The sequence below is a fragment of the Paraburkholderia sp. DHOC27 genome (assembly GCF_003429005.1).
GTDB lineage: Bacteria > Pseudomonadota > Gammaproteobacteria > Burkholderiales > Burkholderiaceae > Paraburkholderia.
Window position 1 is genome coordinate 288,702 of sequence record NZ_QVQV01000003.1, and the last position, 26,892, is coordinate 315,593.

A 26,892-nucleotide genomic window follows, 5' to 3' on the forward strand; every position below is an offset into this window, starting at 1 on the left:
CACGCCAGTGCGTCTAACAGCGCCTGAGCCACATGCTCAACTCGCCTGCGAACTGCGCGCGCCGATACTGCGCGAGGTGTTGCCCGATCATGATCGTCTCGCCGCGTGAGACCAGCTTGATATGGTCACGCGGTGTTGCACCCGCCTCAATGCGCACCCAGCGCGGATTGAATTCGAACTGGGTGAGTTGCTCCGCGCTCACCCGCTCGATCACGAGACGGTTCGGAAATAGCCGGACGCGTTCGTAATCCACAGCATGACGCGCATATATTGCAAAAGCGATCCCTACCGCCAGCAATTCGATTCCGGTGAACGGCAACACCAGCCAGGCGCCGACCAGAAACAGCATGAAAGCGATGATCAACGAGAACAGCGCAAGCGACACATAAAAGCACACGAACTGCTTCGGCGACACCGAACAGTTGCGCTTCATCATCCAGTCTTTCAGGACCGGTTCAGATTCAGCCAGCAGATCAGATGACACCATCGCTGTCTCCTGCGAATTGTCTCTTGCACCCTGCCTTTTACCCTGTCCTGCAGCCCAGCGCCTCGGGCCTGCCGCTACTGGAGGTGGGTCTCCGAGCGACAAACTGACGCATTATAGGCGCGTTCTATAGCATCCACAAGCAACGCCCTATCGGCCTGCAAGCCCGGTGGGACAAGCCTCTGCGCCGTTTTGACGCAGCATGCGAAACACTTTTGCCCCGCTAATCTCAGACATAACGGATGCCCTCTTTACCGCTTCAACGATTCCGGGACGGACCTCGTCCAATGTCCTCCAGACGGATGATCCCGTGACCCTCCGCGGTGGTGCGCGGCACGGCTTTCCAGGCGTGTCCGTAGATCACCTCGAAGGTCAGCGCCAGCGTGCCGTCAGCGCGCCGGCGCGCTTCCAGCGCCGCCAGCAGCGCCTTGTGGAGCCGCCGGGAGACTGCGCCGTCTGAATCCACTTCGCGCTGGAACGGGTAAGCGCCCCAGCGGCGCACGTCGGCCAGCAACGATTGCGGCGACTTATAGGTGATGGTGAGGGTTTCCTGATCCATGACCGGAATCTCGAAGCCGCTTTCCACCAGCATATCGCCAAGGTCGTGCATGTCCACGAAATCAATTACATGCGGGCGGGACGGCACGCCGTGGGCGGCCTCGACCTCGGCGTAGGCGCCGCGCAATTCCTTGAGGGTATCCGGACCGAGCGTGCTGAACATCAGCAGGCCGCCTACCTTGAGCACGCGCTGCCACTCGGGAAACACGAGGTCGGGCTGCGAGTGCCAATGCAAGGCCAGGTTGGACCAGACGAATTCGAAGGCGCCGGCCGCAAACGGCAAAGCCGAGAAGTCGGCTTGCGCAAAACGCGGACCGCGCGAACCCAGCGCCTTGCCGATCGAGGCCGGCAGGAAGCGCCGCCAACTGGTGTCAGCGGCGTCGTGCTGCAACCCGCGCGTCAGCATCGCACTGGAGATGTCCGTGCCGAACACCGGCGCCTCGGGGAAGCGCTCACGCAAACCGGGCAGGTCTTCGCCCGCACCGCAACCGGCATCGAGCACGCTGGAGGGGTTCACCTTGATGAAATCGAGACGCTCACGCATGCGCTGCGCGATCTCGCGCGGCAGGAACGCGACCTCGGAGAAGGTCGCCGCGCGACGGTCGAAAATCCGTTGCAGGCGCCGGGAATCATAGGCCGGACGGCCTGATTTTGCGGAAGTGGAGGGCATGGAAGTCACACGGACGAAGAGTGCGAAGTATACTCGCTCGCTCCTCTCCGTTCAGCGCAGGAGGCCCTTCGCGGGCGGACCACTCATGCAATTGCAGCGTTCCAGTTTCTTTTCCGGCAGACGGTTGGCACCGGTTGCGAACCGTCTTCGTTCAACATGGCCCCGGCTCGTTCACGCGGCCTTGCCGAACCTGTGCGCCCTGTGCGGCAATATGTCGCAGAGCACCATCTGCGCGGGTTGCGACGAGGCGTACTCGAATGAAACGCGCTTGCGTTGCACGGTGTGCGCGGTGCCGTTGTCGCGTCTGCCAAACCGCTCGTTGAACCATGCACGCAGGGCAGCACGGACGGACTACCGGTGCGGCGACTGCATTGCCACGCCACCGCCCTTCGACGCCACCCTCGCGCTGGCTGACTATCGTGCGCCGCTCGATGCACTGGCCGTTGGGCTGAAGTTTCGCGCCCGCCTGATGCTCGCGCGTGAATTCGCCGGGCGGCTTGCTCGCCTCACGGACGACACGCTCGACGCCTCACAGCGTCCCGATCTGATCGTGCCGGTGCCGCTGGCCGCCCGGCGTCTGGTCGAACGCGGCTACAACCAGGCGTGGCAGATTGCGCGTCCGCTCGCCAAGACGCTTCATGTACGCAGCCACGCCACCTTGCTCAGACGCGTGATCGAAACCGCGCCGCAGTCGAAGCTCGATCACGACGCGCGCCGGCTCAACGTGGAACGGGCTTTCACCGTCACCGCGCCCGTGCAGGGATTGCATATCGGCGTGGTGGACGATGTCATGACCACCGGCGCCACCCTTGAAGCCCTGGCCCGTGTGCTCAAGGCTGCGGGAGCGCGCCACGTCACCAACTTCGTCGCGCTGCGTACGCCGAAAAACTAGTTTTCCACTGGCTCACATTATGTTTAACGTCGTTCTCGTCGAACCCGAAATTCCGCCCAATACCGGCAACGTCATCCGGCTGTGCGCCAACACAGGCGCGCGGCTTCATCTGATCGAGCCGCTCGGCTTTCCGCTCGACGACGCCAAGATGCGGCGCGCCGGACTGGACTATCACGAGTACGCGCAGATGCACGTGCACGCGGATTGGGCGGCGTTCCTGGCCAAGGAATCGCCCGACCCCGCGCGCATGTTCGCGTTCACCACGCGCGGCTCGGGCGCGTTTCACGCGCACGCGTTTCTGCCGGGCGACTGGTTCGTCTTCGGTGCGGAGACGCGTGGATTACCGGATACGGTGCTCGGACAGTTCGACGGTCAACAGCGCGTCAGGCTGCCCATGATGCCGGGCAATCGCAGTCTGAATCTGTCCAATACGGTGGCGATCGTGGTGTTTGAAGCCTGGCGGCAGGCGGGGTTTGAAGGCGGGGCGTGAACTCGATCCGCGTTGACGAATATTCGCGGGCGGCCCGTCCTTGTGGCCAATGGAGAGGGCGGCAACGCGCCGCCGCGCCAATGAAAACGGCGCGGCAACCCTTTTAGGTCGACCGCGCCGCGCGCAAGATAAATCAAGCGAATCGAAGACTACTCAGCCTTGGCATCACGCCGCAATAGCGCGCTGACCGCATCGCGCGGCGCGACGCCGTCGAACAGCACGGCGCAGACCGCTTCGGTGATCGGCATGTCGATCCCATGCGCCTTCGCAATGCCGAGCACGGCCTGAGCGCAGCGCACGCCTTCGGCGACATGGCCAAGACCGCTGAGAATATCCGCGAGCGAGCGACCCGCCGCGAGTTGCATCCCCACCGTGCGGTTGCGTGACAGATCGCCGGTCGCGGTCAGGATCAGATCGCCGAGTCCGGTGAGCCCCGTAAAGGTTTCCGTGCGGCCGCCGAGCGTCACGCCGAGCCGCGACATTTCCGCGAGACCTCGCGTAATCAGCGCCGCACGCGCATTCAGACCGAGGCCGAGGCCGTCGCCGATTCCCGTAGCGATAGCCAGCACGTTCTTCACTGCGCCGCCCACTTCCACGCCGACGATATCGTCACCGGTGTAAATGCGCATGGCGCCATGATGGAATGCTGCGACGGTGCGCTCCCGGCACGTAGCCGACGCGCTCGCAATGGTCAGCGCAACCGGCAACCCCTGCCCTACTTCGCGGGCGAAGCTGGGTCCGGAAAGCACGCCGTTACTGCCGTGCCCCGCGAGTTCAGCGGCCACCACCTGATGCGGCAGGCGCTGCGTATCGGCTTCGAAACCCTTGCACAACCAGATGACGTTGGCCGGCACCTTGCCGGCGTCGCGCATGGCCTGGAACACGCCACGCAAGCCCGCCACCGGTGTGGCGACGACGCATAGCGCGTCGTCCGCCAGTGCGTGGTCGAGCGCCACGGTGAGGTCGGCTTCATAACGAAGCGCGGCAGGCAAAGCAACGCCCGCCAGATAGCGGGCGTTTTGATGGGAAGCGGAAAGCTCGGCAACCAGCGCCGGCTCGCGCGCCCACAACATGGTGTCGTGCCGCACGGCCAGATGACCGGCGAGTGCGGTACCCCAAGCTCCAGCGCCGAGAACGGCGACCTTCATACCCGGCACTGCGCGCAACGCTTAGTGCGTGACGCCGTTCTGCGCCGCGCCCTCTTGCGAGCCGATCTGCGCAAGACGTTGCTCGTACAGGGCCTGGAAGTTGATTTCGGCGAGGTGGATCGGCGGGAAGCCGGCACGGGTGATCGCGTCAGCGATGTTCGAGCGCAGGTACGGGAACAGGATGGTCGGGCAGGCGATGCCGACCAGCGGGTCGATCTGCTCAGCCGGAATGTTGCGGATATCGAAAATGCCGGCTTGCTTGGCTTCGATCAGGAACGCAACCTTGTCCGACACCTTCGCCGTCACGGTGCCCGTCACGAGGATTTCGAACACGGTCTCAGCAAGGCGCTCGGCCTTCACGTCGACTTCCACTTCCACCGACGGCATTTCCTGTTCGAGGAAGATGGCCGGCGAATTCGGCTGCTCGAGCGACATGTCCTTCAGATAGATGCGCTGGATATTGAAGAACGGCTGGTTATTTTCGTCGGACATGATTGGATGTTTCCGTGAATGTGTTCATAGCGGCGCGCCATGCAGGCATGGCGCGCCGGATCGTTGCGATGCATGGCGCCCCGTCAGGGGCAACCACGCACCGGCTTGTCTGGTACTGCTTCGCATACTCGCCGCTGGCCGCGGCCCGATCCCGCACAGGACCGGGACAGGCTCAAGCCGCTTCGAGCAGGGGCATCAGACCGCCCGCGCGATCGAGCGCGGAAAGGTCATCATAGCCGCCCACATGCGTCTCGCCGATGAACACCTGCGGCACCGTGCGACGGCCGGTACGGGTCATCATCTCTTCACGCCGGGCCGGATCCTTGTCGATCAGGACCTTCTCGACGTTTTCGACGCCGCGCGACTTTAAAAGACGTTCGGCCATCTGGCAATACGGGCACACCTGGGTGCTGTACATGATTACCTTGTTCACTTCGCTGCTCCTTGTTTCACCACCGGCATGCCGGCTTGCTGCCAGGCGTTCAGACCGCCTTCCAGCACATGCACTTCGGCGTAGCCCGCGTCCTGTACGACACGAACCGCCTTGTTCGACTGCTGGCCGTTCTGACAGACCAGCAGCACCGGGTTGCTTTTGTTCTTCACGAGCTGCCCCACCCTCGCCTGCAGTTCCGCAAACTCGAGATGCCGCGCCGAGGGCAGATGCCCCTGCGCGAACTCCGCCGCGGGCCGCAGGTCGACGACCACGGCGTTGCGGCGGTTGATCAGCTGGGTGGCAGCGGCGGCGTTCAGGCCACCACGGCCGCGGCGGCTGATCGTCGGCCACAGCAGCAACCCACCGGAGATGAGGACGACTGCGATGAGTACAAGGTTTGTGTAATCGGTGAAAAACTTCACGGAAAATCCGCCGAAAAAGAGAGAAATCGGAAAAATCAGAAAGGGACAATCCGACCATTATAAAATAACCGCCTGACGCGATGGCGGCGGTCCACTCGGCCGCGCCTGCTGCGCTTTACCGCTTCCTCACTACCGACCGGCCTTCTCATGTACAAACTCGTTCTCATCCGCCACGGCGAATCGACGTGGAACAAGGAAAACCGCTTCACGGGCTGGGTCGACGTCGACCTGACCGAACAGGGTAACAACGAAGCGCAGCAGGCTGGCGTGCTGCTGAAAGACTCTGGCTACACGTTCGACATTGCCTACACGTCCGTCCTGAAGCGCGCCATCCGCACGCTCTGGCACGTGCAGGACAAGATGGACCTGATGTATCTGCCGGTGGTCCACTCGTGGCGTCTCAACGAGCGTCACTACGGCGCGTTGTCGGGCCTGAACAAGGCTGAAACGGCCGCGAAGTTCGGCGACGAGCAGGTGCTGGTCTGGCGCCGCAGCTATGACACGCCGCCGCCGGCGCTGGATCCGTCCGACGAGCGCACCGCCTACAACGACCCGCGCTACGCCAAAGTACCGCGCGAAGAACTGCCGCTCACCGAGTGCCTGAAAGACACGGTCGCGCGCGTGCTGCCCATGTGGAACGAGTCCATTGCCCCGGCCATCAAATCGGGCCGCAAGGTGCTGATCGCCGCCCACGGCAACTCGATCCGCGCGTTGGTGAAGTATCTGGACAACATCTCGGACGACGACATCGTCGGCCTGAACATCCCGAACGGCGTGCCGCTCGTGTATGAACTGGACGCCGATCTGAAGCCCATCAAGCACTACTACCTGGGCGACCAGGACGCGATCGCCAAGGCCCAGGCTGCCGTCGCAAAGCAGGGCAAGGCGGGCTGAGGGGCTCAACTCGGGCTGCCCGCGGGCTTCAAACAGGCTCAGCGGGCTGGTCCATCGTTACGCGGTGACCGTCGTCCTTCAGCGGAGTCGGGCGGCCGCTGTGATGGCCCCTCATGCGTTGTCCAAAAGCATGTCCCATCACCGGGCGACGCAATGCGGGCCGGCCATTCGCGGCATAAAGCGCAATTCAAAGCTGCGCAAAACTGCGGGAAACGCCGGGCAGTCGTGCGGCCAGTATGCGGCCACCCGTTACCGGGCGCGGCACGCAGCGTATCTCAACGGACGCGCGGCCATCCTGTTACCGCACATTACTTTGGCGCCGCGCCGCCCGCGCCCCGAACCTGCCACGGCCGGCGCTGTCGAACCTCGTTTGTCAGCGCTGTGCCCCTGTCGGAGCAGGTGTGCAGTTATACTTGTCCGTCCCTATCTCATTGACGCAGCCACGCGCTTCCGACCGCAACAGACTCTATGCGAAAGAACCTGAAAAATATCGGCCTGATTGCCGCGGGCCTTGCTACCGGCGTTTTTGCCACATTGCAACTTTCCGCCTCGGCGCAGCAGCCGGCCAGCAGTGCCGCCGCAGCCAATGCGGCCGCCCCGCTGCCGCTCGACCAGTTGAGGCTTTTCGCCGAAGTTTTCGGGCAGATCAAGCATGAATACGTGGAGCCGGTCGACGACAAGAAGCTGCTGACCGCTGCAATCAAAGGCATGGTGTCGAGCCTCGACCCGCACTCGTCGTATCTCGACAAGACCGATTACGAAGAACTGCAGGAACAGACCAAGGGTCGCTTCGCGGGCCTCGGCATTGAGATTTCCTCGGAAGACGGCCTGATCAAGGTCATCTCGCCGATCGAAGACACTCCGGCGTTCCGCGCCGGTATCCGTCCGGGCGACCTGATCACGCGCATCAACGACAAGCCGGTGCGAGGCATGACGCTCGACCAGGCGGTCAAGCAGATGCGCGGCGATCCGGGCACCAAGGTCACGCTCACCATCTTCCGCAAGACCGATGACCGCACGTTCCCGCTCACGGTGACGCGCGCCATCATCAAGGTGCAGAGCGTGAAGATGAAGATCCTCGCGCCGGGCTATGCGTACATCCGCATCACCAGCTTCCAGGAGCGCACCACGCCTGATCTGGCCGCGAAACTGCAGGACATCGCGCGCCAGCAGCCGAACCTGAAGGGCCTGATCCTCGACCTGCGCAACAACGGCGGCGGTTTGCTGCAAAGTGCAGTGGGTGTGGCGGGCGCGTTCCTGCCGCCGGATTCGGTGGTGGTGTCGACCAACGGCCAGATTCCGGATTCGAAGCAGGTCTATCGCGACAACTACGACAACTACCGTCTACCGTCGTTTGACAGCGATCCGCTGAAGGACGAAGCGCCGATCTTCAAGACGGTGCCGATGATCGTGCTGACCAACGCCTACTCGGCGTCGGCTTCGGAAATCGTCGCCGGTGCGCTGCAGGATCAGCACCGCGCGCTGATCGTCGGCAAGACTTCGTTCGGCAAGGGTTCGGTGCAGACGGTGCGTCCGATGACCGCTGACACGGCGCTGCGTCTGACCACGGCGTACTACTACACGCCGAGCGGCCGTTCCATCCAGAACAAGGGCATCCGTCCTGACATCGCGGTGGATCAATACGCTGATGGCGATCCGGATGACGCACTCGTGACGCGCGAAGTCGACTACTCGAACCACCTGGCAAATACCCAGGACCCGAACGAGAAGAAGGAACAGGACCAGCGCGAGCAGGAGCGCATGGACCAGTTGCGCGCACTCGAAGAGCAGAACGACAAGAAGACGCCGGAACAGCGCCAGAAGGACCGCGACCGCAAGCCGGTGGAGTTCGGTTCGGCTGACGACTTCATGCTGCAACAGGCTCTGAACAAGCTGGAAGGCAAGCCGGTGCAGGAGTCGAAGTCGCTCTCCGAACGTCGCATGGCGCAGAACAAGCCGGAGCAATCGGCTTCGGCGCCGGTTGCGGTGAAGCCGACCAACCCGGTGCCGGGCATGGGCGCGTCTGACGCAACGCCGGCTTCCGCGCCGGCGCCGGCTTCGCAGAGCAACTAAAGGGACCGGGCGTCACGGCGGCTCAGCGCGAGCCGCCGCCGCCGAGCTCCTCTCAAGCAAGATCCGACGGGCCATCGCAGCGAATGCTGTGATGGCCCGTTCTCTTTCTACAGCGCGATTAAAATATCCGCTCTCACGCGCGCGACGCAGGCTTTTACCTCAACACTGATCCGCACCTGCCTACCGAACCGCGCCGCCCACTCACGCGCCTTTTTATGAACGACGACCAACTGCTTCGCTATTCCCGCCACATCCTCGTCGATGAACTCGGCATCGAGGCTCAGCAGCGCTTTCTCGATGCACACGCCATCGTCGTCGGCGCGGGCGGCCTTGGCTCGCCGGCGGCGATGTATCTGGCGGCGGCGGGAGTGGGCAAGCTGACGCTGGTCGATGCCGATACCGTCGATCTCACCAACCTGCAACGGCAGATCCTGCACGTGACTGCATCGGTAGGCCGCAAGAAGGTGCACTCGGGACGCGACGCGATTGCGCAGCTCAATCCGGACGTGGTGGTAGAAGCCGTCGCAGAACGCGTGGACGACGCCTGGCTCGAAGCCGCCGTGCCTCATGCGACGGTCGTGCTCGATTGCACGGACAACTTCGCTACGCGGCACGCCATCAATCGCGCCTGCCGTGCGCATGGGGTGCCGTTGGTGTCGGGTGCAGCGCTACGTTTCGACGGTCAGATCAGCACGTTCGATTTCCGCGATCCGGCGTCACCCTGCTATGCGTGCGTGTTTCCTGAGGATCAGCCGTTCGAGGAAGTGGCGTGTTCGACGATGGGCGTGTTTGCGCCCACGGTGGGGATCATCGGTGCAATGCAGGCAGCGGAGGCATTGCGGGTCATTGCCGGGATCGGCACGCCGCTCGTAGGACGCCTGATGATGCTCGATTCGCTGCGAATGGAATGGAACACGATGCGCATTGCGCGCCAGCCGGATTGCCCGGTGTGCGGCGGATCACATGATCAGCACCGTGATTGAAAACAACGAGACCCGCTAAAACCTCCGGCCATGCAAAGCCACGCATGACCGGAGCACAACGAATCACCTCAACGCCAGCCCCTCAAGCCAGCGCGACCAGCTTCAACGCCGCCTGCACCTCTTCCGGCTCGTAGGACGCCAGCACATCGGCCACCGGCTTTTCCAGCGCCTTCACGTGCGAGCGCAGGATTTCCTGCTTGACCACCAGCAACTGACTCGGGTGCATCGAAAACTCGGTGAGGCCCATGCCCAGCAGCAGACGCGTCAAGGCCGGGTCTCCCGCCATCTCGCCACACACCGACACCGGCACGTTCGCACGCTTCGCTTCACGCAGCGTGAACGCGATGAGATGCAGCACCGCCGGATGCAGCGGATCGTAGAGATGCGCGACGGAGTTGTCGGCGCGATCGATGGCGAGCGTGTACTGAATCAGATCGTTAGTGCCGATCGACAGAAAGTCGAGGCGCTTGAGAAACAGCGGCAACGCAATCGCAGCCGCCGGAATCTCGATCATCGCGCCAACCTGCACATTCGGCGCATACGCGAGACCGGCGTCGTCGAGCTGACGCCGTGCCTCACGAAGCAGATCGAGCGTCTGGTCGATTTCCTGCGCGTGCGCGAGCATCGGAATCAGAATCTTCACCGTACCGAACGCCGACGCACGCAGGATGGCGCGCAATTGCGTGAGGAACATCTGCGGCTCGGACAGACTCCAGCGAATGGCCCGCAGCCCCAACGCAGGGTTCGGCGCGGTTTCGTAGCCGTCACCACCGCCCATCGAATCAAGCGGCTTGTCCGCGCCCACGTCGATGGTGCGGATCGTCACGGGCAGACCGTTCATCAGTTCCACTGCGCGGCGATACGCCTCGAACTGTTCATCCTCTTCCGGCAGCTTGTTCTTGTGATTCATGAACAGGAACTCGGTGCGAAACAGGCCAATGCCGGTCGCGCCCGCTTCCACGGCCGCCTTGGCGTCGTCCGGCAGCTCAATGTTCGCGCACAGTTCGATGCGCGTACCGCACAGCGTCTGCGTGGGCGAGAACTTCAGGCGCTGCAGCTTGCGCTGTTCGAGCGCCTTCTCGCTTTGCCGATACGAATATTCTTCGAGGACGATGGGCGCCGGATCGACGATCACGATGCCATGATCGCCGTCGACGATGATCAGATCGTCCTGGCGAATCAGTGCGCTGGCATGCTGAACGCCCACTGCGGCTGGAATGCCGAGGCTACGCGCCACGATGGCCGTATGCGAGGTACGTCCCCCCAGATCCGTGACGAAGCCCTGGAAGGTCTGCGTCTTGAACTGCATCATGTCGGCCGGCGCGATGTCGTGGGCCACCACGATCATCTCGTCGCACTTGCCGTGCACGCCATTGACGAGACTCGCCGTCGATGCCCCCGCCAGCGCCTTCAAAATACGCTCGACCACCTGCTGGATATCGGCTTTGCGCTCGCGCAGATATTCGTCTTCGATGTCGTCGAAGTGACGCGACAGGCGCTCGAGTTGCTCCGTCAGCGCCCATTCGACGTTGTAGCGGCGGGTACGGATCAGATCGATGGTTTCCTGCACGAGCATCGCGTCGTTCAGGATCATTGAATGAACGTTGATGAACGCGCCCATTTCGCTCGGCGCATCCGCAGCGAGATCCTCGCGCAATGCATCGAGCTCCTGATGAACGCTTTCCTGAGCCGAGCGAAACCGCTCGACCTCACCCTCGATCTGGGCAGGTTCGATCAAATAGTGGTCGACGTCGAGTGCAGCCGGGGCGATCAGATAGGCCCGCCCGATGGCGATACCGCGTGACACGGGAATTCCATGCAGCGTGAACGACACGCGCACCTCCTCTAGTTGTGTGATGCCGCGGTATACCGCTGCAATGCTCTCAGACCCTGCGCGTCATTATAAATTCCGCAGCGAGTCCCCGCGTGCCTCATCGGTGTGCGCCGCAACAAAGAAAGTGTCCTGTTGCCGACATCTTGCCTACCCACAGCTTGCGATCCTGCGACGCGATCCCTCGCGTGCTTTCAGGTCACTGTTATGTTGACGATTGTGGATGCTAAAAATTGTGAAGTGCTAAAAAAAACGCCGCGGCAAGCCGCGGCGTCATGTTAGAGACGGATCAGTCCGCTGCGCTTACTGACCCTCGCCGAATTTATCAGCGATGAGTTTCAGCAGTGCGTCCATCGCTTCTTTCTCGTCGGTACCTTCGGTTTCGATGAGCACCGTGCTGCCTATCCCCGCTGCCAGCATCATCACCCCCATGATGCTCTTTGCGTTGATGCGCCGTCCGTTACGGCTCATCCAGATTTCTGCCTGAAAGTTACCTGCCAGTTGCGTCAGCTTGGCCGACGCGCGAGCGTGCAACCCCAGCTTGTTCACGATAGTCGTTTCCTGTTGCAGCATGTGATAGTCCGAAGCGCGCCTGTTGAGGTGATGAAAAAGTAAGACTGATACGGTTAGAGACTCGTTGTGCCGTGCTTGTGGGTCAGATCGGTCTCGGGCGGCATGGCCGGCAGGCATTCGTTGGAGCCTGCGGGCGGCGCGACCGGCGCCGGCGTCGACGCATTGATCGCGTGCACACCCTTGGTGGCACCCGCGAGCGCCTTGTCGACCAGCGTCTCCAGCGGTGTGGTGCGGTAACAGACCGCGCGCAACAGCATGGGTAAATTCACGCCGGCCAGCACCCGTACGTCGGGCAGCGTGGCTAGCCGCGCGGCGATATTGGACGGCGTGGCGCCAAACATATCGGTCAGCACCAACGCGCCGTTCTCTTCGCGCAACCGTTCGATTTCCGCGTAAGCGAATGAAACGACCTGAGCGGGATCGCAATCGGGCGTAACGTCGATCACGCCGATGCGGGCGGGTAAGCCGCCATAAACGTGAGCCACACACTCGCGCAACGCGGTAGCGAGCGGAGTGTGCGCAATGATCAGAATGCCTGCCATGTCAGCCTTGCTGCAAAAACGGCCGTGAACCGTAGCGCGGGCGTTGCCCGGCTGTCATACCCTCGACCGGCCGATGGTCAGGAGGGTCGGATCGGCGTCTCCTGCGCCCGCCAGGTGGGCCGATAAAGCCCGGCGACGAGCGCTGCTATGTGCCAGTTATGTCCGCTTCACGCGTATTAAACGCCTGACTGCGTGACGACCGGGCATTGTAGCAGGGTCGTTTTTGATGCTCCGGCACGGTTTCGTTCATCTTCGCACGGCTCAACCTGCTGTATCCGCCGTGATGACGCTGAATGCGCCAACACAACACATTGCGGCGAGCCAGCCACGTTCAAGCCCACATTCAGGCTCAGGCGGTCGCACGCTCCAGTGCGTCGATAAACATGGCCGCCACATCGAAACCGGTCTGATCCATGATTTCGCGGAAGCAGGTGGGGCTCGTCACGTTCACTTCGGTCAGATAGTCGCCGATCGCATCGAGCCCGACCAGCAGCAAGCCACGCGCGGCCAGCACGGGACCCAGCGCGGCGGCGATCTTGCGATCGTGGTCCGTCAGCGGCTGCGCGACACCCAGGCCGCCGGCGGCGAGATTGCCACGCACCTCGTTGCCCTGCGGAATCCGCGCCAGCGAATACGGCACCGGCTCGCCGCCGATCAACAGAATGCGCTTGTCGCCGTCCTTGATCTGCGGGATGAACTTCTGCGCCATCACCGAGCGCGCGCCATCGTGGCTCAGCATTTCGATGATGGAGCCGAGGTTCATGCCGTCCGCTTTCACGCGGAACACGCCCATGCCGCCCATGCCGTCGAGCGGCTTGAGAATCACGTCACCATGCTCGGCGTGAAACGCGCGCAGCCTCGCGGCATCACGCGTGACGAGCGTCGGCGCGACGAACTCCGGAAACTCGCCAATGGCGAGCTTTTCCGAGTGATCGCGAATGGCCTGCGGCTTGTTGAAGATGCGCGCCCCGCCCCGTTCGGCCATTTCGAGCAGCCACGTGGAGGTCACGTACTCCATGTCGAACGGCGGATCCTTGCGCATCAGCACAGCACTGAAACTCTTCAGCGAGCGCGGCGCAGGGGCTTCCGCGGCATACCACGGCTCGCGGTGACCGTCCGCCTGATCGCCGACAATCGCAAAGCGCTGCACGTTCGCCTCCACGTCCGCGCCGCTCCATGCGAGGTGTTGCGGCTCGCAGGTATAGAGCGTGTGACCGCGCCGCGCGGCTTCGGCCATCATGGCGTAGGTGGAATCCTTGTAGATCTTGAAGTGATCTAGCGGATCGGCGATAAACAGAATGTCCATGAAGGTCCTGAAGCGCCCTGATGGGCCTGACATGATGGGTTAAACAAAAGCGGCGCGCGCTACCCTGACACGCCGCAGCGCCCGCGCGGAGGGGCTAACGCGCCCACGTCACGCGCCTACGCGGATCAAACCTGAATCGCTTCCGGATCGGTTTTTTCCAGTTCCACGGAAGCCGCCAGCAAGCCCAGACGCGCGACCACGCCGTACATGTAGAAGCGGTTCGGCGGCGCCGCGCCCGGCTTGGCATGCGCATCCGGCAGCGCGGTGTGCTCGAAGCCGAGCGGCACGAAGTGCATGCCCGGCGCGTTCAGATTCTGATCGCGCTCGCGGCTGCCATGCACGCGATAGAAACCGCCCACCACATAGCGATCGATCATGTACACGACCGGTTCCGCCACTTCCTCGCCAATGCGCTCGAACGTGTAGACGCCTTCCTGCACGATCACGTCGTGCACTTCGAGACCGTCTTTGGTGGCGGCCATCTTCGCGCGTTCACGCTTGGTGAGCGCGGCCACTTCGGAGGCGTCGTGCACGGTCATCACGCCCATGCCGTAAGTGCCCGCATCGGACTTGATCACCACATACGGCTTCTCCGCGATGCCGTACTCGCGGTACTTCCGCGCGATCTTCTTCAGCACGCCGTCGATGGCATCGGCCAACGCTTCTTCGCCCGTGCGCTCCTGGAAGTCGACGCCTTCCACGTGCGCGAAGTATGGATTGATCATCCACGGGTCGATCTCCACCATCTTCGCGAACTTCTTGGCTACGTCGTCGTAGCAGGAAAAGTGTGTCGACTTGCGACGCACGGCCCACGCTGCGTGCAGCGGCGGCAGCAGATATTGCTCGTGCAGATTCTCCAGCACCGGCGGAATGCCCCCGGACAGGTCATTGTTCAGGAGAATCGAGCACGGATCGAAGTTCTTCAAACCCAGCCGGCGCGCCGAGCGCTCGAGCGGTTCGAGCACGATCTTTTGCCCGTCGGACAGCGCAATGGTGACGGGACCGACGATGCTTTCGTCGAGCGTGCCAAAGCGGACGTTCAAGCCCGCCTGACGCATGATGGTAGCCAGACGCGCGACATTCTCGAGGTAAAACGCGTTACGGGTGTGGCGCTCCGGAATGACCAGCAGGTTCTTTGCATCCGGGCAGATCTTCTCGATCGAGGCCATAGCGGCCTGCACGGCCAGCGGCAACACTTCCTGCGGCAGATTGTTGAATGCACCGGGGAACAGATTGGTGTCGACTGGCGCGAGTTTGAAACCGGCGTTACGCAAGTCCACCGAGCAATAGAACGGCGGCGTGTGCTCCTGCCATTCGAGACGGAACCAGCGTTCGATGGCGGGTGTAGCGTCGAGGATCTTCCGCTCGAGGTCGAGCAGCGGGCCGTTTAACGCCGTAACTAGGTGCGGAACCATTGATCACTCGCAGACTGGAGAAAAAAGATTGTAGAGCAAATGCTCTGCCCATTTGGGGACGGTTTCTCCATTTCGCAAGCAGGACGCGGATGCAATCCGACTATCGGCACGATAGCCCGCCGGTCGGCGCAGACTGCCCGTCCAGACCAGTTTAGCGCGATTCCCCCGGCCTCATCCGTAAAGCCCCACAAAGAAAAAGGCCCGCCAGAGGCGGGCCAAAGTCGCTGCGCTTGTTCGTCGTTCAGAACCGCCCGGATCGCGGTGCGGGTGCTTTCAGACGTTGCCTGAAAAGCAGTGGCCTAAAACCGTGGCCGATCCGGGCGTACCAAGCCAGTTGAAGTCTTATTCGACGTGTTCGCCGTGCAGGCTCACGTCCAGGCCTTCGCGTTCCTCTTCTTCCGTCACGCGGATGCCCATCACCAGATCGATCACCTTCAGCAGGATGAAGCTCACCACGCCGCTGTAGACCAGCGTCGTCAGCACGCCCTTGGCCTGCAGGATCACGCTGCCGTCCGCGCCGCCAATGTCCTTCACCGCGAACACGCCCGTCAGCAGTGCACCGACGATACCGCCGACGCAGTGCACGCCGAACGCGTCGAGCGAGTCGTCGTAGCCGAGCTTGGCCTTGAGCCACGTCGCCGACCAGAAGCAGATCACGCCAGCAGCAATACCGATCACCAGCGAACCGCCGATCCCGACGAAGCCCGAAGCCGGCGTAATCGCCACCAGACCCGCCACTGCACCCGACACGATACCGAGCACCGACGGCTTGCCCTTGGCGATCCACTCAGCAAACATCCAGGCGAGTGCTGCGGCTGCCGTTGCCACTTGCGTAGCGAACATCGCGAAGCCGGCACGGCCGTCTGCTGCCACTGCCGAACCTGCGTTGAAACCGAACCAGCCCACCCACAGCATCGCGCCACCAATCAGCGTGAGCGTGAGGTTGTGCGGAGCCATCACTTCCTTGCCGTAGCCGACGCGCTTGCCGAGCACCAGGCAGCACACCAGACCAGCGATACCGGCGTTGATGTGCACCACCGTGCCGCCTGCGAAGTCGAGGATGCCTGCCGTAGCCAGCCAGCCGGTCGGTTCCCAGACCATGTGCGCGATCGGCGAGTAGACGATGATCGACCACAGGGTCATGAATACCAGCATGGCCGAAAACTTCATGCGGTCAGCGAAGGCACCCGTGATCAGGGCCGGCGTGATGATCGCGAAGGTCATCTGATACACGCAGTAGACCGTTTCCGGGATCGTCGGCGCGAGGTGGCTAACCGTCAGCGTCGTGGCCTTGTCGCCGTGGATGTAGTTCATCCCGGCCATGAAGACACGCGAGAAGCCGCCGATGAACATGCCGCCCGGCGTGAAGGCGAGGCTATAGCCCACCACCACCCAGACGATCGTCACCACGCAGGTGATCGCGAAGCTTTGCATCAGCGTCGCCAGCACGTTCTTCTTGCGGACCATGCCGCCGTAGAACAGTGCGAGACCCGGGATCGTCATGAACAGCACGAGCGCGGTGGAGGTCAGCATCCAGGCGGTGTCGCCCGAGTTGATCTTCGACGAATCGACCGAGAACGGTGCGGTCGGTGCTGCCGGTGCGGCGGCAGCGGCTGCGCCCGAGGCATCGGCCGCGGAAGCTGCGTTGGCGGTGCCTGCGGTGGCCGCAGGTGCCGACGCGTCGGCAGCCGGTGCGCTTGCCGTGGTGTCGGCAGGTGCGGAGGCGGCTGCGGGTGCTGAAGCGTCGTCCGCGAGAGCGGCGCCGATACCGCCCGCAAGCAGCGATCCGGCCATCAGCAAGGACATCAATAATTTGCGCATCTTCGTTTCCTCTTGTCGCTATCTTTTATTACAGGGCGTCCGCCCCGGTCTCCCCGGTGCGAATCCGAATCACTTGCTCGATCGGCGTGACGAAGATCTTGCCGTCGCCAATCTTGCCGGTGCGTGCCGCACGTTCGAGTGCTTCGATGGCCTGGTCGACGATGTCGTCCGAGACCGCGGCCTCGATCTTCACCTTCGGCAGGAAATCGACCACGTACTCGGCCCCGCGGTACAACTCGGTGTGGCCCTTCTGACGTCCAAAGCCCTTCACCTCTGTCACCGTGATTCCGGAGACGCCGATGGCCGATAAGGCTTCACGCGCCTCATCGAGCTTGAACGGCTTGATGATTGCGGTAATCAGTTTCATGAAAATCCTCGCTGTAGTTGCGTAACCCGTTGCTAACCCGTTTGCGTAACCCGTTGCTTGACCTGATCTGCTGACCCGTCGTTACTGGTTCACCTGTGCCGTTGCGTCGACCTCCGGCGACCCGCTCGCCCGTCGATGCACGCCGGTAAAACGTCCCGGCAGTGCGCGCGGGGCAGTAACAGCAACTCGCATGCCATGTGAACATCCAGTGACATGGAACCGGTACCGCGCACCGCTGCGGCGCACCCCTGGCCGGATGGCCAACGTGGGCGGGGAACGGTGGCGCGTGGCGTGGATCGTTGCTAGAGTGTCCGCAGGCACCGAATGCAGCGAGCGCACCAAAGGCGCTCATGCCCGGACGCCCGCCAATCAACCATGCACCAAAACCGATCATCAGTTGATTCGGGGCACAGACGTAACGTTACATGCACATTTTTTGTGCATCCAAGGGGAACACCATGAAGCAACCGAACGACGTCTTTAACGATTTGCAGGCGCGCGTGAGCGATCTGCTCAAGAACTCGCCGGCCAAGGATGTCGAACGCAACGTCAAGGCCATGCTGTCGCAAGGCTTCTCGAAGCTCGATCTCGTCACGCGCGAAGAATTCGATACCCAGACCCAGGTGCTGGTGCGCACGCGCGCGCGCCTCGAGGAACTGGAGCGCCGGGTCGCCGAACTCGAACAGAAGCTGCCGGTCACGCATACGTCCTGAACCCGGCTGCGGTTCATACCTCTGGCCTGCCGCATCACGGAGATCTCCACAACGGAAGGTCTCCTGATCTTTCGATCCGTCCGATCATCCCGAGCGCCCCGATCACCACTGCTCCCGCCACCCCGAGCGTGCGGCGAGGCGGGTGATCGTGCGCGCGGCGAGAAACTCGAAACAGGCCAGCGTTTTCTTGAGAGCGAAACATCACCGGCAAGCGAGCCGTGACGTCATCAGCGCTTTAGGAGACTGTGCGCGCACGCTGCGCGCCGTCTGACGGGAGAAATCATGTCGCTTGCCGTGGTGCGCAGTCGCGCGCCGGCCGCTGGCCGCGCGCCCGAAGTAACGGTCGAGGTCCACCTCGCCAACGGATTACCCTCTTTTTCGATCGTCGGCCTGCCGGATCTGGAAGTGCGCGAAAGCCGCGAACGCGTGCGCGCGGCACTGCAGAACTGTGGCTACGACTTTCCAGTGCGGCGCATCACCGTCAATCTGGCGCCAGCGGATTTGCCCAAAGAATCGGGGCGCTTCGATCTGCCCATCGCGCTTGGAATCCTCGCCGCGAGCGGACAGATTCCGGCGGAGTCGCTGATGCATCGCGAGTTTGCCGGCGAGTTGTCGTTGACCGGTGCGTTGCGTCCCATGCGCGGTGCGTTTGCGATGGCATGCGGCACGGCGCGCAGCCATACGGCGCATGAGGAGGCGAGTGTCGCTGAGGGGTCGTATGCGGCTGCGGATGCTGGCAGTGGCGCGCTCCCGTTAGCCTCCACGGAACGGACTCGCGAGATGGATCGCCCACCCGAGCTTTACCTACCGGCGGCCAGCGCGGCCGAGGCCGCCCTCGTGCCCGGCGTGGACGTCTACGGCGCCGCCGACCTGCCCGCGCTATGCGCGCATCTGGCCGGCACGCCCGATTGCCGACTCACGCCGGTGAGCGCGCCGGAACTCAGCGATGCGCCCGTCGTCGGTCAACCCGACATGACGGACGTGATCGGTCAACGCGGCGCGCGACGGGCGCTGGAAGTGGCCGCGGCCGGTGGTCATCATGTCCTGATGGTCGGCCCTCCGGGCGCCGGGAAGTCGATGCTGGCAGCGCGGCTGCCCAGCCTGTTGCCGCCCATGACGGATGAGGAAGCACTTACTTCTGCCGCCCTGCTGTCTGCCAGCAGGACCGGCTTCTCGCCCACGCAGTGGCGTCGACGGCCGTTCCGCGCGCCGCATCATTCGTCGAGCGCGGCGGCGCTGGTCGGCGGGCGCAATCCGCCGCAGCCAGGAGAAATCACCCTCGCGCATCTCGGCGTGTTGTTCCTCGACGAGCTTCCCGAGTTCGACAGGCACGTCCTGGAGACGCTGCGCGAACCGCTCGAAGCTGGACGCATCACGATTTCGCGCGCCGCCCTGCAAGCGGACTTCCCCGCTGCCTGCCAGTTGATCGCGGCCATGAATCCGTGCCCGTGTGGATGGCGCGGCGATCCGAATGGACGCTGCCGCTGTACGCCGGAGGTGGCCGCCCGCTATCTGCGCAAGCTCTCGGGACCGCTGCTCGACCGGATCGACATCCAGATCGAGATTCCTGCGCTAACGCCCGCCGAGTTATCCGCGCGAACGGCTGTCAGCGGTGAATCCAGCGCTGCGATTGCGGAGCGCGTCAGCGCGGCGCGCGCGAGGCAACTGGCGCGTCAAGGGAAAACCAACCGCGAGTTGAGCGGGCGCGAGGTGGATGAGGTCTGTCGCCCGGATGCGGCCGGCGAGGCGCTGCTGCGCGAAGCAGGCGATCGCTTCGGCTGGTCGGCACGCGCCTATTACCGCGTGCTGAAGGTGGCGCGCACCGTCGCGGATCTCGCGGGCGACGAAATGCCCAGCGGGGGGCAGATCGCCGAAGCGGTCCAATATCGGCGCGCGTTTGCATCCGCGTAAAGCAAAAAAATAACTGTCAAGACTTGACTTATGCACACAAACGCCTTCCTGACAAATTCCAAGGCATTCGAAAGGTGCATTTAAGGCGCAGAACTCAAGTCATTGATTTTATTTCGCTTTTTAAAATATGCAGAATGCGGTAAAACTAACAGAAAGCCCGCCGGATGGGCATTTGCGGGCATCTCGCAAACGTTCTCCACAAAGTTATCCACAAGCCCTGTGGGTAACAGGAAAAGGTCCATGAAATCCATGAATTAGCGCTACAACCTGCGAAGGAACTTTCACTCAGGCATTTGATCATGACGCGGCCTCGAAGACCGCTAGTGTTTAGCCGCCAATCAATAGAGCTGGAACGACTGGAAAAACTGGTCCACCTGTTCCTGCGGCAACGGCTGGCTCGCAATGATCGCCGCCTGATACACGCGCTTGCCATGTACCACCAGCCGCGCATAGATGGTGCGGCTTTCCTTGTCCTCACCCGCCTTGCCGCTCAGCTTCATCTCCAGCCCGGCGATCTGGCCGCCGGCCGCCAGCGGGATCGGCACCGCGTGCGCATCCGGCGCGGCGCCTACGTTGCGGGCAAGGCCGTCGCGCAGGAAGTCGAGCGCGGCTTGCTGGGTCTGGGGCGTGTCCGAAGGCAGCATCACCGTGCCGACCGCGAATACCGCCTTGCCGGCTTCTGCCGTTTGCATGGCCATCTGCATGGGCGTGCCGCCAATGTCGATCTGGCGCGCGTCGTCGCTGGGCTTGGCGGGCAGATCCACGGAGTAGCCGTTGTCGTTGTTCATGATGGTGCGCCAGTCGTAGGTCGGCGAGCAGGCCGTCAACGTGCCGCTCACGGCAATGACGCACATGACGGTGGCCACCAGCGCGCGGATTCCGAAGAAAGGTGAGCCCGGTTGGCGCTCAAGCCGGCGCGCGGCGGCGGTGAGGAGAGTAATGGCGCGAAGCAGCAGGCGTGGGACGGGCAATCCAGAAGCGGGACGAGGCATGGGAAAGGTGTCGGAAAAGACTGAGGCATAAAGCACCATTATCTCCGACCCGACAAGGCGCGCTCCTGGCTTGCCCAGGAATTCGGCGATCCGGCTACAATAGCCCAGCTACGTTGCGCGCGTTCTGCGCGAATCTTGAGGTCCCGATCATGAGTGCTACCCCCGCTTCCAAACGCGCCAGCCCTGTCCGCTACCTTGCAATGGCCGTCGTTGCCGGCGCCATTGCGGTTGCCGGTTACTTCGCGTTCAACGGCCAGCAGCGTGTGCCCGACGCGACTTTCACGCTGCTTTCGGGGCAGAAGGTCTCGACGGCTGATCTGAAAGGCAAGGTTTATCTGATCAACTTCTGGGCGACCAACTGCGACACCTGCATGCAGGAAATGCCGCAGATGGTGAAGACCTATAACCGCTTCAAGGGCCAAGGGCTGGAATTCGTGGCGGTGGCCATGAACTACGATGCGCCCATGTACGTGGCGAATTACAGCGAAACGCGCCGTTTGCCGTTCAAGGTTGCGATGGACGACGGTTCGGCTGCCAAGCAGTTCGGCAACGTGCAACTGACGCCGACCACCTTCGTAGTAGACAAGGACGGCAAGATTCTGAAGCGCTACGTCGGCGAGCCGCAGTTCGCCGAACTCGATCAGCTGCTCGAAAAGGCGCTGAAGTCGGCCTGAAGCAACCTGAAGCAACGCGCTTCCCAAACAAAACGCGCCGGTAGCAGGCTCTCTGCTACCGGCGCGTTGCTTTTGGCGCGTATGCCTTAGCCTGCACTCAAGCCGCCAGCGTGCTCACCGTTCCGCGTCCCCTTTCACCGCCAACCCATACCGCTTGATCTTCTCGTAGAGCGTGGCCTTGCCTAACTGCAAACGGTCCGCCGCCACCGCCACGCTGCCGCCCGTCTGCTCCAGTGCCTGTGCGATCACGGCCCGCTCGAACTGCTCGACACGCTCCTTGAGCGGTTGCGCATCGGACGCCTCACTGGCAGACACGGTCATCGGATCCTCCGCGACACCGAGCACGAAGCGATCCGCGGCGTTGCGCAGTTCCCGCACATTGCCGGGCCAGTCGCGCTGCATCAGACCCGCGCGTTGACGGTCGGTGAGGATCGGCGCGGGCCGTTGATAACGCACCGCCGCGTCGAGCAGGAAATGTTCGAAGAGCGGCACGATGTCCTCGCGACGCTCCGCAAGCGGCGGCAGCGCGATCGTCACCACGTTGAGCCGGTACAACAGATCGCGCCGGAACGTACCGGCCGCGACGTGCTCCGTCATATCGCCTTTGGCGGCGGCGACGATCCGGCAGTTCACGCGAATGGGCTGATTCGAGCCGAGCCGTTCCAGCACGCCATCCTGCAGCACGCGCAGCAGCTTCACCTGCAGCCCGAGCGGCATGCTCTCGATCTCGTCCAGAAACAGCGTGCCGCCTGATGCATGTTCGAGCTTGCCGATGCGTCGTTTGGCTGCGCCGGTAAACGCCCCCTGCTCGTAGCCGAACATCTCCGATTCGAACATCGGCTCGGGCAGCGCGCCGCAGTTGACCGCGATAAATGGCTTGTCGCGACGCGGCGACAACTCGTGCAGGCTGCGTGCAATCAGTTCCTTGCCCGCACCTGTATCGCCATTGATCAGGACCGAAGCGTCGGTGGGCGCGATATTCGCGATCAGACGCCGCACCTGTTCGATGACCGGACTGCGGCCGATGATGCGCGGCGCAATCGTGTTTTGTCCCGCTAGTTGCCGGCGCAGCGCGTGGTTTTCGAGCAGCAGCGTGCGTCGTTCGAGCGCGCGCCGCACCGTTTCGATCAGGCGTTCGGATGCAAACGGCTTCTCGATGAAGTCGTAGGCGCCGTCGCGCATCGCCTGCACGGCCATCGAGATATCGCCGTGTCCGGTGACCAGAATCACCGGCACGTCCGGTGCGCGTTCGTGACACTGCGCCAGCAGATCGAGGCCGCTTGCGCCCGGCAGACGGATATCGCTGACAATCACGCCCGCAAAATCCGCGTTGATATCGCGCGCTGCGGATTCGACCGACGCGTGGCCCGTCACGGTGAATCCCGCCAGTTGCAGACTCTGCACGCTGGCGCGACGCACCAGTTCGTCGTCTTCGATATACAGCACAGGCAAGCTATGGTTGACCATGATCCTTCGGCGCCTTGAACATCTGTTTATCTTTCATTAGTATGGCTGGGCAAATTTCCTCGTCCGCGCGGCACACAAAAACCGGCTTAGTGATTCTCCGCGAACTGATGCGTCGCCTGCACGCGTGCCCGGCGTAACGTCAGCACGAACAGCGCGCCCCCTTCCGGCGCGTTGCGCGCCACCAGCGAGCCACCGGCGTCGCGCGCAATGGACGACGAAATCGCCAGACCAAGCCCCAGTCCCTGTCCCATCTCCTTGGTGGTGAAGAACGGCTCGAAGAGTCGTGGCAAGACATCGTCAGGAATGCCAGGCCCATTGTCATGCACGGAGATGGACAACGTCGCTTCGGTGGCTTCGATTTCAATCTCGATGCGCGGCATGGGCCGTTCGCCCGCCCGCAAAACGGCGCCGCTCGTGGCGCCACCCACGTCCTCACCGGCCCCCACCTCCGCGGTCGCATCCACCGCATTGCCGAGCAGGTTGATCAGCACCTGTTCGAGCCGCAGTTCATCGCAATTCCCTACCAGGTCTGCGTGTTCGACAGTCGGATCAAACAACACGCGGGTGCCCGCCTCGACGTCAATCACGGTCAGCACCACCTGCACACTCTCGAGCCGCTTTTGCAGCAGCGCCAGCACATTGCGTAACGCACGCGCCAGTGGTGCACGTGCACTGCGCGGTCGCGCGCGGCCCACGAACAGCTTCAACTGATTCGTGATCTTGCCCATCCGTTCGGTGAGCGACGCAATAGCCTCCAGATTCTCGCGCGCAGCCGCCTGGTCACCACGTTCCAGCAGCACGCGCGTGTTGTCCGAGAATCCTCGTAGCGCGGCGAGCGGCTGATTCAATTCGTGTGTGATACCCGCCGCCATCTGGCCCAGCGCCGCGAGCTTGCTCGCCTGTATCAGTTCATCATGGGCGGCGCGCAGCTCCTGTTCGGCGCGCGTGCGTTCGCTCACCTCGGTCTTGAGTTGTTCGTTCGCCTGCGACAGATCCGCGGTCCGCTCCGCCACCCGTTGATTCAACTCCGCGTACGCGCGTTGCAGCAGTTCGCGGCCACGCATAATCTCCCGCAACCGCGCCCGTCGCATCCGCCAGTAGAACGCCAGCAGGCATAGCGACACATAACCGAAGCCGACCACGACCGCGGCGTTGCGTGCGTCGGTGTCCACGGGATCCACGCTCGCCATCGTGATCAGATGCCAGTCCGGCTCACCCATCGAGCGGCGCGTAGCCAGATAACGCGGCGCATAGCGGCCACCGCCCACGCGCACGATCTGCGCATCGCCTTCGAGGGTGCGCTGAATCGTCACTGGCAGCGGCGCGATCTCCTGCCGCGCGTATTGACGCGTCTGATAGATCGAATCGGCCACGGCCCCGGAGAGCGGACGTACCGTGTGATATTTCCACGCTGGCACTGACGAAAGGAAGATCACGCCATGATCGTCCGTGACGATCAGCGGCTCGGCGGCATCTGTACCCTGGAACCATTCCAGGTTGAGCTTGACGACCGAGACGCCGACGATCTTGCCGTCGCGCCGTACCGGTTGAGAGATGTAGTAACCAGGATCATGCGAGATGGTGCCGATACCGAAGAAACGCCCCACGCCGCCTCTGACCGCATCGAGAAAATACGGCCGGAATTGATACTCGACGCCGACGAAGCTCTCCGGCTCGTGCCAGTTGCTCGCGGCCACACACAGGCCATCGGCTTTGATGATGTAGGTGGCGGTCGCCCGCGCGTGGCGGTTGAGGTCTTCGAGGTAATGATTGGCGCGCTCGACGTTCAGCGCATCCGGATTCACCAGCACGTCCTGCACATACGGATGCTCGGCCAGCAAATACGGCAGCGACTCGTAGCGCTCCAGCGTGCTCTTGAGCGAATTCGCCGTGCGATCGACGCGCACCGCAGCATTGCGCCGCAACGCGTCGATGCCGCGTTGCCATGTGATGCTCCACGTGAGCCCGCACGCCGCCACGAGTCCGGCGAGGAGCGCGAACAGAATCAGCAGACGGCGCGTCACGTTGGCGGATTCCAAGGGTGAGGTCCGGTTATTTTGGCACAAGCTGGTGGGACAACCGGCGATACAAACGACGGCGCAGGCGGGACGGAGAAGCGACGCCCGCCGCGCCGCCGCCGGGCCCGTTACGCGCCCGCCGTTTCCACTTCCTTCACGCTCGCCTCACCGCGCAGCATGGAGCGCAGCTTGCTGCGGTCCAGTTCCTTCTCCCATGCCGATACGACGACCGTCGCCACACCATTGCCGACAATGTTCGTCAGCGCCCGGCATTCGCTCATGAAGCGGTCAATGCCAAGTATCAGCACCATGCCCGACAGCGGAATGGTCGGCACCACGGCCAGGGTCGCCGCGAGCGTGATGAAGCCCGCACCGGTCACGCCGCTCGCGCCTTTCGAGGTCAGCATGGTCACCGCAAGCAAGGTGATCTGTTGCGTCCAGGTGAGGTCGGTGTTGGTCGCCTGGGCGATGAACAGCACGGCCATCGTCATGTAGATATTGGTGCCGTCCAGGTTGAACGAGTAGCCGGTCGGCACGACGAGACCCACCACGGAGCGCGAGCAACCCAGCTTTTCGAGCTTGATCATCAACTGCGGCAACGCGGCTTCGGATGAACTCGTGCCGAGCACGATCAACAGTTCCTCCTTGATGTAGGCCACGAAGCGCAGGATGCTGAAACCCACCATGCGCGCAATGCTGCCGAGCACGACCAGCACGAACACGATGGAGGTCAGATAGAACGTGCCGATCAGCTTGAGCATGGGCAGCAGCGAGCCAATGCCGTACTTGCCGATGGTGAACGCCATCGCGCCGAACGCACCGATGGGTGCGAGCTTGGTGACGATGCGCACCACGCCGAACAGCACGCTCGACAAACCGTCGATCAACTCAGTCACCACCTTGCCACGCGGGCCGAGTGTCGCGAGCACACTGCCGAACAGCAGCGCGATCAGCAGGATCTGCAGGATTTCGCCCTGCGCGAAGGCATCCGTGATCGTGTTCGGGATGATGTGCATGAAGAAGTCGACGGTGCTTTGACCGTGCGCTTTCGCTGCATATGACGCGACGGCCTTGCCGTCGAGCGTCGCCGGGTCGACATTGAAGCCGGCACCGGGTTTCAGTACGTGCGTGGCAATCAGACCGAGCACCAGCGCGAACGACGAAACGATTTCGAAGTAGAGCAGCGCCTTGCCGCCCACCCGTCCAACCTTCTTCATATCCTCCATGCCGGCAATGCCCGTCACGACGGTACAGAAAATGATCGGACCAATCACCATCTTGATCAGCTTGATGAAGGCGTCGCCGAATGGTTTCATGTCGATGGCGAGGTCGGGCGAAAAGTGACCGAGTGCAATGCCGATGGCGATCGCGACGATCACCTGGACGTAGAGCACTTTATGAATGGGTTTCTTCATGATGTTTCCTGCGATATGGATGAGCCAATGGCCTGTCACGCTGCGCGCCACGCGAACGAACGGACGTCTCGCCTGGGCACGGTATCGGGCCGCGACAAGACAGAACTAGCTATATCGGGGAGGGAAATCGGACATCGTTGTCTCCATGCTGTAGTTGTCGGGCCGTTGCGGCCGCGCTTCTATAGGGCAAGGTCGATGCCAGCTAAGGAGTCAGCGTGGGGCGTTGATTCGATTGAGTATTTTTGAGAATCAACACGTGGCGCGTCCAGCTTTCCGGAAATCTGGACAGGTGACGTCGGGGATTCCAG

General features: G+C 62.8%; 25 protein-coding genes. 8 read left to right on the forward strand and 17 right to left on the reverse strand.

The genetic code is table 11. The features are described 5' to 3' along the window. Positions 1–13 precede the first annotated feature (13 nt). On the reverse strand, positions 14–487 hold the full coding sequence (locus D0B32_RS13270; RefSeq protein WP_117334443.1) for a DUF2244 domain-containing protein: 474 nt from the start codon (positions 485–487) through the stop codon (positions 14–16). 256 nt (positions 488–743) lie between these two features. Next, the gene (locus D0B32_RS13275; RefSeq protein ID WP_117334444.1) at positions 744–1,712 is read right to left on the reverse strand and encodes a methyltransferase domain-containing protein; all 969 of its coding nucleotides are present in this window, start codon (positions 1,710–1,712) and stop codon (positions 744–746) included. Positions 1,713–1,797: 85 nt separating this feature from the next. On the opposite strand from D0B32_RS13275, the gene D0B32_RS13280 reads away from it, so the two are divergent. After that, positions 1,798–2,604: a ComF family protein gene (locus D0B32_RS13280; RefSeq protein ID WP_117334445.1), complete on the forward strand. Its 807-nt coding sequence runs from the start codon at positions 1,798–1,800 to the stop codon at positions 2,602–2,604. Between the two features lie 19 nt (positions 2,605–2,623). Continuing rightward, positions 2,624–3,094, forward strand: a complete 471-nt coding sequence (trmL, locus tag D0B32_RS13285) for a tRNA (uridine(34)/cytosine(34)/5-carboxymethylaminomethyluridine(34)-2'-O)-methyltransferase TrmL (RefSeq protein ID WP_117334446.1) — start codon at positions 2,624–2,626, stop codon at positions 3,092–3,094. A gap of 149 nt (positions 3,095–3,243) precedes the next feature. On the opposite strand, the gene D0B32_RS13290 is transcribed toward trmL, so the two are convergent. From D0B32_RS13290 to D0B32_RS13305, 4 genes are all read right to left on the reverse strand, one after another. Next, positions 3,244–4,242, reverse strand: a complete 999-nt coding sequence (locus tag D0B32_RS13290) for an NAD(P)H-dependent glycerol-3-phosphate dehydrogenase (RefSeq protein WP_117334447.1) — start codon at positions 4,240–4,242, stop codon at positions 3,244–3,246. Between the two features lie 21 nt (positions 4,243–4,263). Then, positions 4,264–4,734, reverse strand: a complete 471-nt coding sequence (secB, locus tag D0B32_RS13295) for a protein-export chaperone SecB (protein ID WP_117334448.1) — start codon at positions 4,732–4,734, stop codon at positions 4,264–4,266. Positions 4,735–4,906: 172 nt separating this feature from the next. Next, positions 4,907–5,167 (reverse strand): glutaredoxin 3, encoded by a 261-nt coding sequence (gene grxC, locus D0B32_RS13300; RefSeq protein ID WP_117334449.1) that lies wholly within the window; start codon positions 5,165–5,167, stop codon positions 4,907–4,909. Next, positions 5,164–5,589 (reverse strand): rhodanese-like domain-containing protein, encoded by a 426-nt coding sequence (locus tag D0B32_RS13305; RefSeq protein ID WP_117334450.1) that lies wholly within the window; start codon positions 5,587–5,589, stop codon positions 5,164–5,166. The genes grxC and D0B32_RS13305 overlap by 4 nt, the downstream gene beginning before the upstream one ends. Positions 5,590–5,736: 147 nt before the next feature. Here D0B32_RS13305 and gpmA point away from each other — a divergent pair, with 147 nt between their 5' ends. From gpmA to D0B32_RS13320, 3 genes are all read left to right on the forward strand, one after another. Next, the gene (gene gpmA, locus D0B32_RS13310; RefSeq protein WP_117334451.1) at positions 5,737–6,483 is read left to right on the forward strand and encodes a 2,3-diphosphoglycerate-dependent phosphoglycerate mutase; all 747 of its coding nucleotides are present in this window, start codon (positions 5,737–5,739) and stop codon (positions 6,481–6,483) included. A 468-nt stretch (positions 6,484–6,951) separates the two neighbouring features. Next, the gene (locus D0B32_RS13315) at positions 6,952–8,556 is read left to right on the forward strand and encodes a S41 family peptidase (RefSeq protein ID WP_117334452.1); all 1,605 of its coding nucleotides are present in this window, start codon (positions 6,952–6,954) and stop codon (positions 8,554–8,556) included. A 215-nt stretch (positions 8,557–8,771) separates the two neighbouring features. After that, entirely contained in the window at positions 8,772–9,539 is a 768-nt protein-coding gene (locus D0B32_RS13320; RefSeq protein ID WP_117334453.1) for a molybdopterin-synthase adenylyltransferase MoeB, read from the forward strand. 82 nt (positions 9,540–9,621) lie between these two features. Here D0B32_RS13320 and ptsP read toward each other — a convergent pair whose 3' ends face one another. From ptsP to D0B32_RS13355, 7 genes are all read right to left on the reverse strand, one after another. Next, the gene (gene ptsP, locus D0B32_RS13325) at positions 9,622–11,373 is read right to left on the reverse strand and encodes a phosphoenolpyruvate--protein phosphotransferase (RefSeq protein ID WP_117334454.1); all 1,752 of its coding nucleotides are present in this window, start codon (positions 11,371–11,373) and stop codon (positions 9,622–9,624) included. Between the two features lie 300 nt (positions 11,374–11,673). Then, positions 11,674–11,943, reverse strand: a complete 270-nt coding sequence (locus D0B32_RS13330; RefSeq protein WP_117334455.1) for an HPr family phosphocarrier protein — start codon at positions 11,941–11,943, stop codon at positions 11,674–11,676. Positions 11,944–11,996: 53 nt separating this feature from the next. Then, the gene (locus D0B32_RS13335) at positions 11,997–12,485 is read right to left on the reverse strand and encodes a PTS sugar transporter subunit IIA (RefSeq protein ID WP_117334456.1); all 489 of its coding nucleotides are present in this window, start codon (positions 12,483–12,485) and stop codon (positions 11,997–11,999) included. A 349-nt stretch (positions 12,486–12,834) separates the two neighbouring features. After that, complete coding sequence (gene gshB / locus D0B32_RS13340) at positions 12,835–13,791, reverse strand: glutathione synthase (RefSeq protein ID WP_117334457.1); 957 nt, start codon at positions 13,789–13,791, stop codon at positions 12,835–12,837. Positions 13,792–13,916: 125 nt separating this feature from the next. Then, positions 13,917–15,206, reverse strand: coding sequence for a glutamate--cysteine ligase (gene gshA, locus D0B32_RS13345; protein ID WP_117334458.1), 1,290 nt, complete (start codon positions 15,204–15,206; stop codon positions 13,917–13,919). A gap of 342 nt (positions 15,207–15,548) precedes the next feature. Continuing rightward, positions 15,549–17,027, reverse strand: a complete 1,479-nt coding sequence (locus tag D0B32_RS13350) for an ammonium transporter (protein ID WP_117334459.1) — start codon at positions 17,025–17,027, stop codon at positions 15,549–15,551. Between the two features lie 28 nt (positions 17,028–17,055). Next, complete coding sequence (locus D0B32_RS13355) at positions 17,056–17,394, reverse strand: P-II family nitrogen regulator (RefSeq protein WP_006048089.1); 339 nt, start codon at positions 17,392–17,394, stop codon at positions 17,056–17,058. A 458-nt stretch (positions 17,395–17,852) separates the two neighbouring features. Between D0B32_RS13355 and D0B32_RS13360 the strand changes: the two genes are divergently transcribed. Both D0B32_RS13360 and D0B32_RS13365 read left to right on the forward strand, forming a co-directional pair. Next, on the forward strand, positions 17,853–18,107 hold the full coding sequence (locus D0B32_RS13360) for an accessory factor UbiK family protein (RefSeq protein ID WP_117334460.1): 255 nt from the start codon (positions 17,853–17,855) through the stop codon (positions 18,105–18,107). A gap of 282 nt (positions 18,108–18,389) precedes the next feature. Continuing rightward, complete coding sequence (locus D0B32_RS13365; protein WP_117334461.1) at positions 18,390–20,018, forward strand: YifB family Mg chelatase-like AAA ATPase; 1,629 nt, start codon at positions 18,390–18,392, stop codon at positions 20,016–20,018. 338 nt (positions 20,019–20,356) lie between these two features. On the opposite strand, the gene D0B32_RS13370 is transcribed toward D0B32_RS13365, so the two are convergent. Next, positions 20,357–20,872, reverse strand: a complete 516-nt coding sequence (locus D0B32_RS13370; protein WP_117334841.1) for a hypothetical protein — start codon at positions 20,870–20,872, stop codon at positions 20,357–20,359. Positions 20,873–21,159: 287 nt separating this feature from the next. Between D0B32_RS13370 and D0B32_RS13375 the strand changes: the two genes are divergently transcribed. After that, positions 21,160–21,684: a peroxiredoxin gene (locus D0B32_RS13375; protein WP_117334842.1), complete on the forward strand. Its 525-nt coding sequence runs from the start codon at positions 21,160–21,162 to the stop codon at positions 21,682–21,684. 114 nt (positions 21,685–21,798) lie between these two features. Here the strand turns inward: D0B32_RS13375 and D0B32_RS13380 are convergent, their stop codons facing one another. From D0B32_RS13380 to D0B32_RS13390, 3 genes are all read right to left on the reverse strand, one after another. Then, positions 21,799–23,151: a sigma-54 dependent transcriptional regulator gene (locus tag D0B32_RS13380; RefSeq protein ID WP_117334462.1), complete on the reverse strand. Its 1,353-nt coding sequence runs from the start codon at positions 23,149–23,151 to the stop codon at positions 21,799–21,801. Positions 23,152–23,237: 86 nt separating this feature from the next. After that, a complete protein-coding gene (locus D0B32_RS13385; RefSeq protein ID WP_117334463.1) occupies positions 23,238–25,238 on the reverse strand; it encodes an ATP-binding protein in 2,001 nt (666 codons plus the stop codon). A 59-nt stretch (positions 25,239–25,297) separates the two neighbouring features. Then, positions 25,298–26,587, reverse strand: coding sequence for a dicarboxylate/amino acid:cation symporter (locus D0B32_RS13390; protein ID WP_310591194.1), 1,290 nt, complete (start codon positions 26,585–26,587; stop codon positions 25,298–25,300). Positions 26,588–26,892 lie beyond the last annotated feature (305 nt).

What these genes read in the sequence shown, in the direction of transcription:
- D0B32_RS13270 (WP_117334443.1), bottom strand. Translation starts at nt 487, where the DNA reads ATGGTGTCATCTGATCTGCTGGCTGAATCTGAACCGGTCCTGAAAGAC.
- D0B32_RS13275 (WP_117334444.1), bottom strand. Translation starts at nt 1,712, where the DNA reads ATGCCCTCCACTTCCGCAAAATCAGGCCGTCCGGCCTATGATTCCCGG.
- D0B32_RS13280 (WP_117334445.1), top strand. Translation starts at nt 1,798, where the DNA reads ATGCAATTGCAGCGTTCCAGTTTCTTTTCCGGCAGACGGTTGGCACCG.
- trmL (WP_117334446.1), top strand. Translation starts at nt 2,624, where the DNA reads ATGTTTAACGTCGTTCTCGTCGAACCCGAAATTCCGCCCAATACCGGC.
- D0B32_RS13290 (WP_117334447.1), bottom strand. Translation starts at nt 4,242, where the DNA reads ATGAAGGTCGCCGTTCTCGGCGCTGGAGCTTGGGGTACCGCACTCGCC.
- secB (WP_117334448.1), bottom strand. Translation starts at nt 4,734, where the DNA reads ATGTCCGACGAAAATAACCAGCCGTTCTTCAATATCCAGCGCATCTAT.
- gpmA (WP_117334451.1), top strand. Translation starts at nt 5,737, where the DNA reads ATGTACAAACTCGTTCTCATCCGCCACGGCGAATCGACGTGGAACAAG.
- D0B32_RS13315 (WP_117334452.1), top strand. Translation starts at nt 6,952, where the DNA reads ATGCGAAAGAACCTGAAAAATATCGGCCTGATTGCCGCGGGCCTTGCT.
- D0B32_RS13320 (WP_117334453.1), top strand. Translation starts at nt 8,772, where the DNA reads ATGAACGACGACCAACTGCTTCGCTATTCCCGCCACATCCTCGTCGAT.
- D0B32_RS13330 (WP_117334455.1), bottom strand. Translation starts at nt 11,943, where the DNA reads ATGCTGCAACAGGAAACGACTATCGTGAACAAGCTGGGGTTGCACGCT.
- D0B32_RS13335 (WP_117334456.1), bottom strand. Translation starts at nt 12,485, where the DNA reads ATGGCAGGCATTCTGATCATTGCGCACACTCCGCTCGCTACCGCGTTG.
- gshB (WP_117334457.1), bottom strand. Translation starts at nt 13,791, where the DNA reads ATGGACATTCTGTTTATCGCCGATCCGCTAGATCACTTCAAGATCTAC.
- gshA (WP_117334458.1), bottom strand. Translation starts at nt 15,206, where the DNA reads ATGGTTCCGCACCTAGTTACGGCGTTAAACGGCCCGCTGCTCGACCTC.
- D0B32_RS13350 (WP_117334459.1), bottom strand. Translation starts at nt 17,027, where the DNA reads ATGCGCAAATTATTGATGTCCTTGCTGATGGCCGGATCGCTGCTTGCG.
- D0B32_RS13355 (WP_006048089.1), bottom strand. Translation starts at nt 17,394, where the DNA reads ATGAAACTGATTACCGCAATCATCAAGCCGTTCAAGCTCGATGAGGCG.
- D0B32_RS13360 (WP_117334460.1), top strand. Translation starts at nt 17,853, where the DNA reads ATGAAGCAACCGAACGACGTCTTTAACGATTTGCAGGCGCGCGTGAGC.
- D0B32_RS13365 (WP_117334461.1), top strand. Translation starts at nt 18,390, where the DNA reads ATGTCGCTTGCCGTGGTGCGCAGTCGCGCGCCGGCCGCTGGCCGCGCG.
- D0B32_RS13370 (WP_117334841.1), bottom strand. Translation starts at nt 20,872, where the DNA reads ATGTGCGTCATTGCCGTGAGCGGCACGTTGACGGCCTGCTCGCCGACC.
- D0B32_RS13375 (WP_117334842.1), top strand. Translation starts at nt 21,160, where the DNA reads ATGAGTGCTACCCCCGCTTCCAAACGCGCCAGCCCTGTCCGCTACCTT.
- D0B32_RS13380 (WP_117334462.1), bottom strand. Translation starts at nt 23,151, where the DNA reads ATGGTCAACCATAGCTTGCCTGTGCTGTATATCGAAGACGACGAACTG.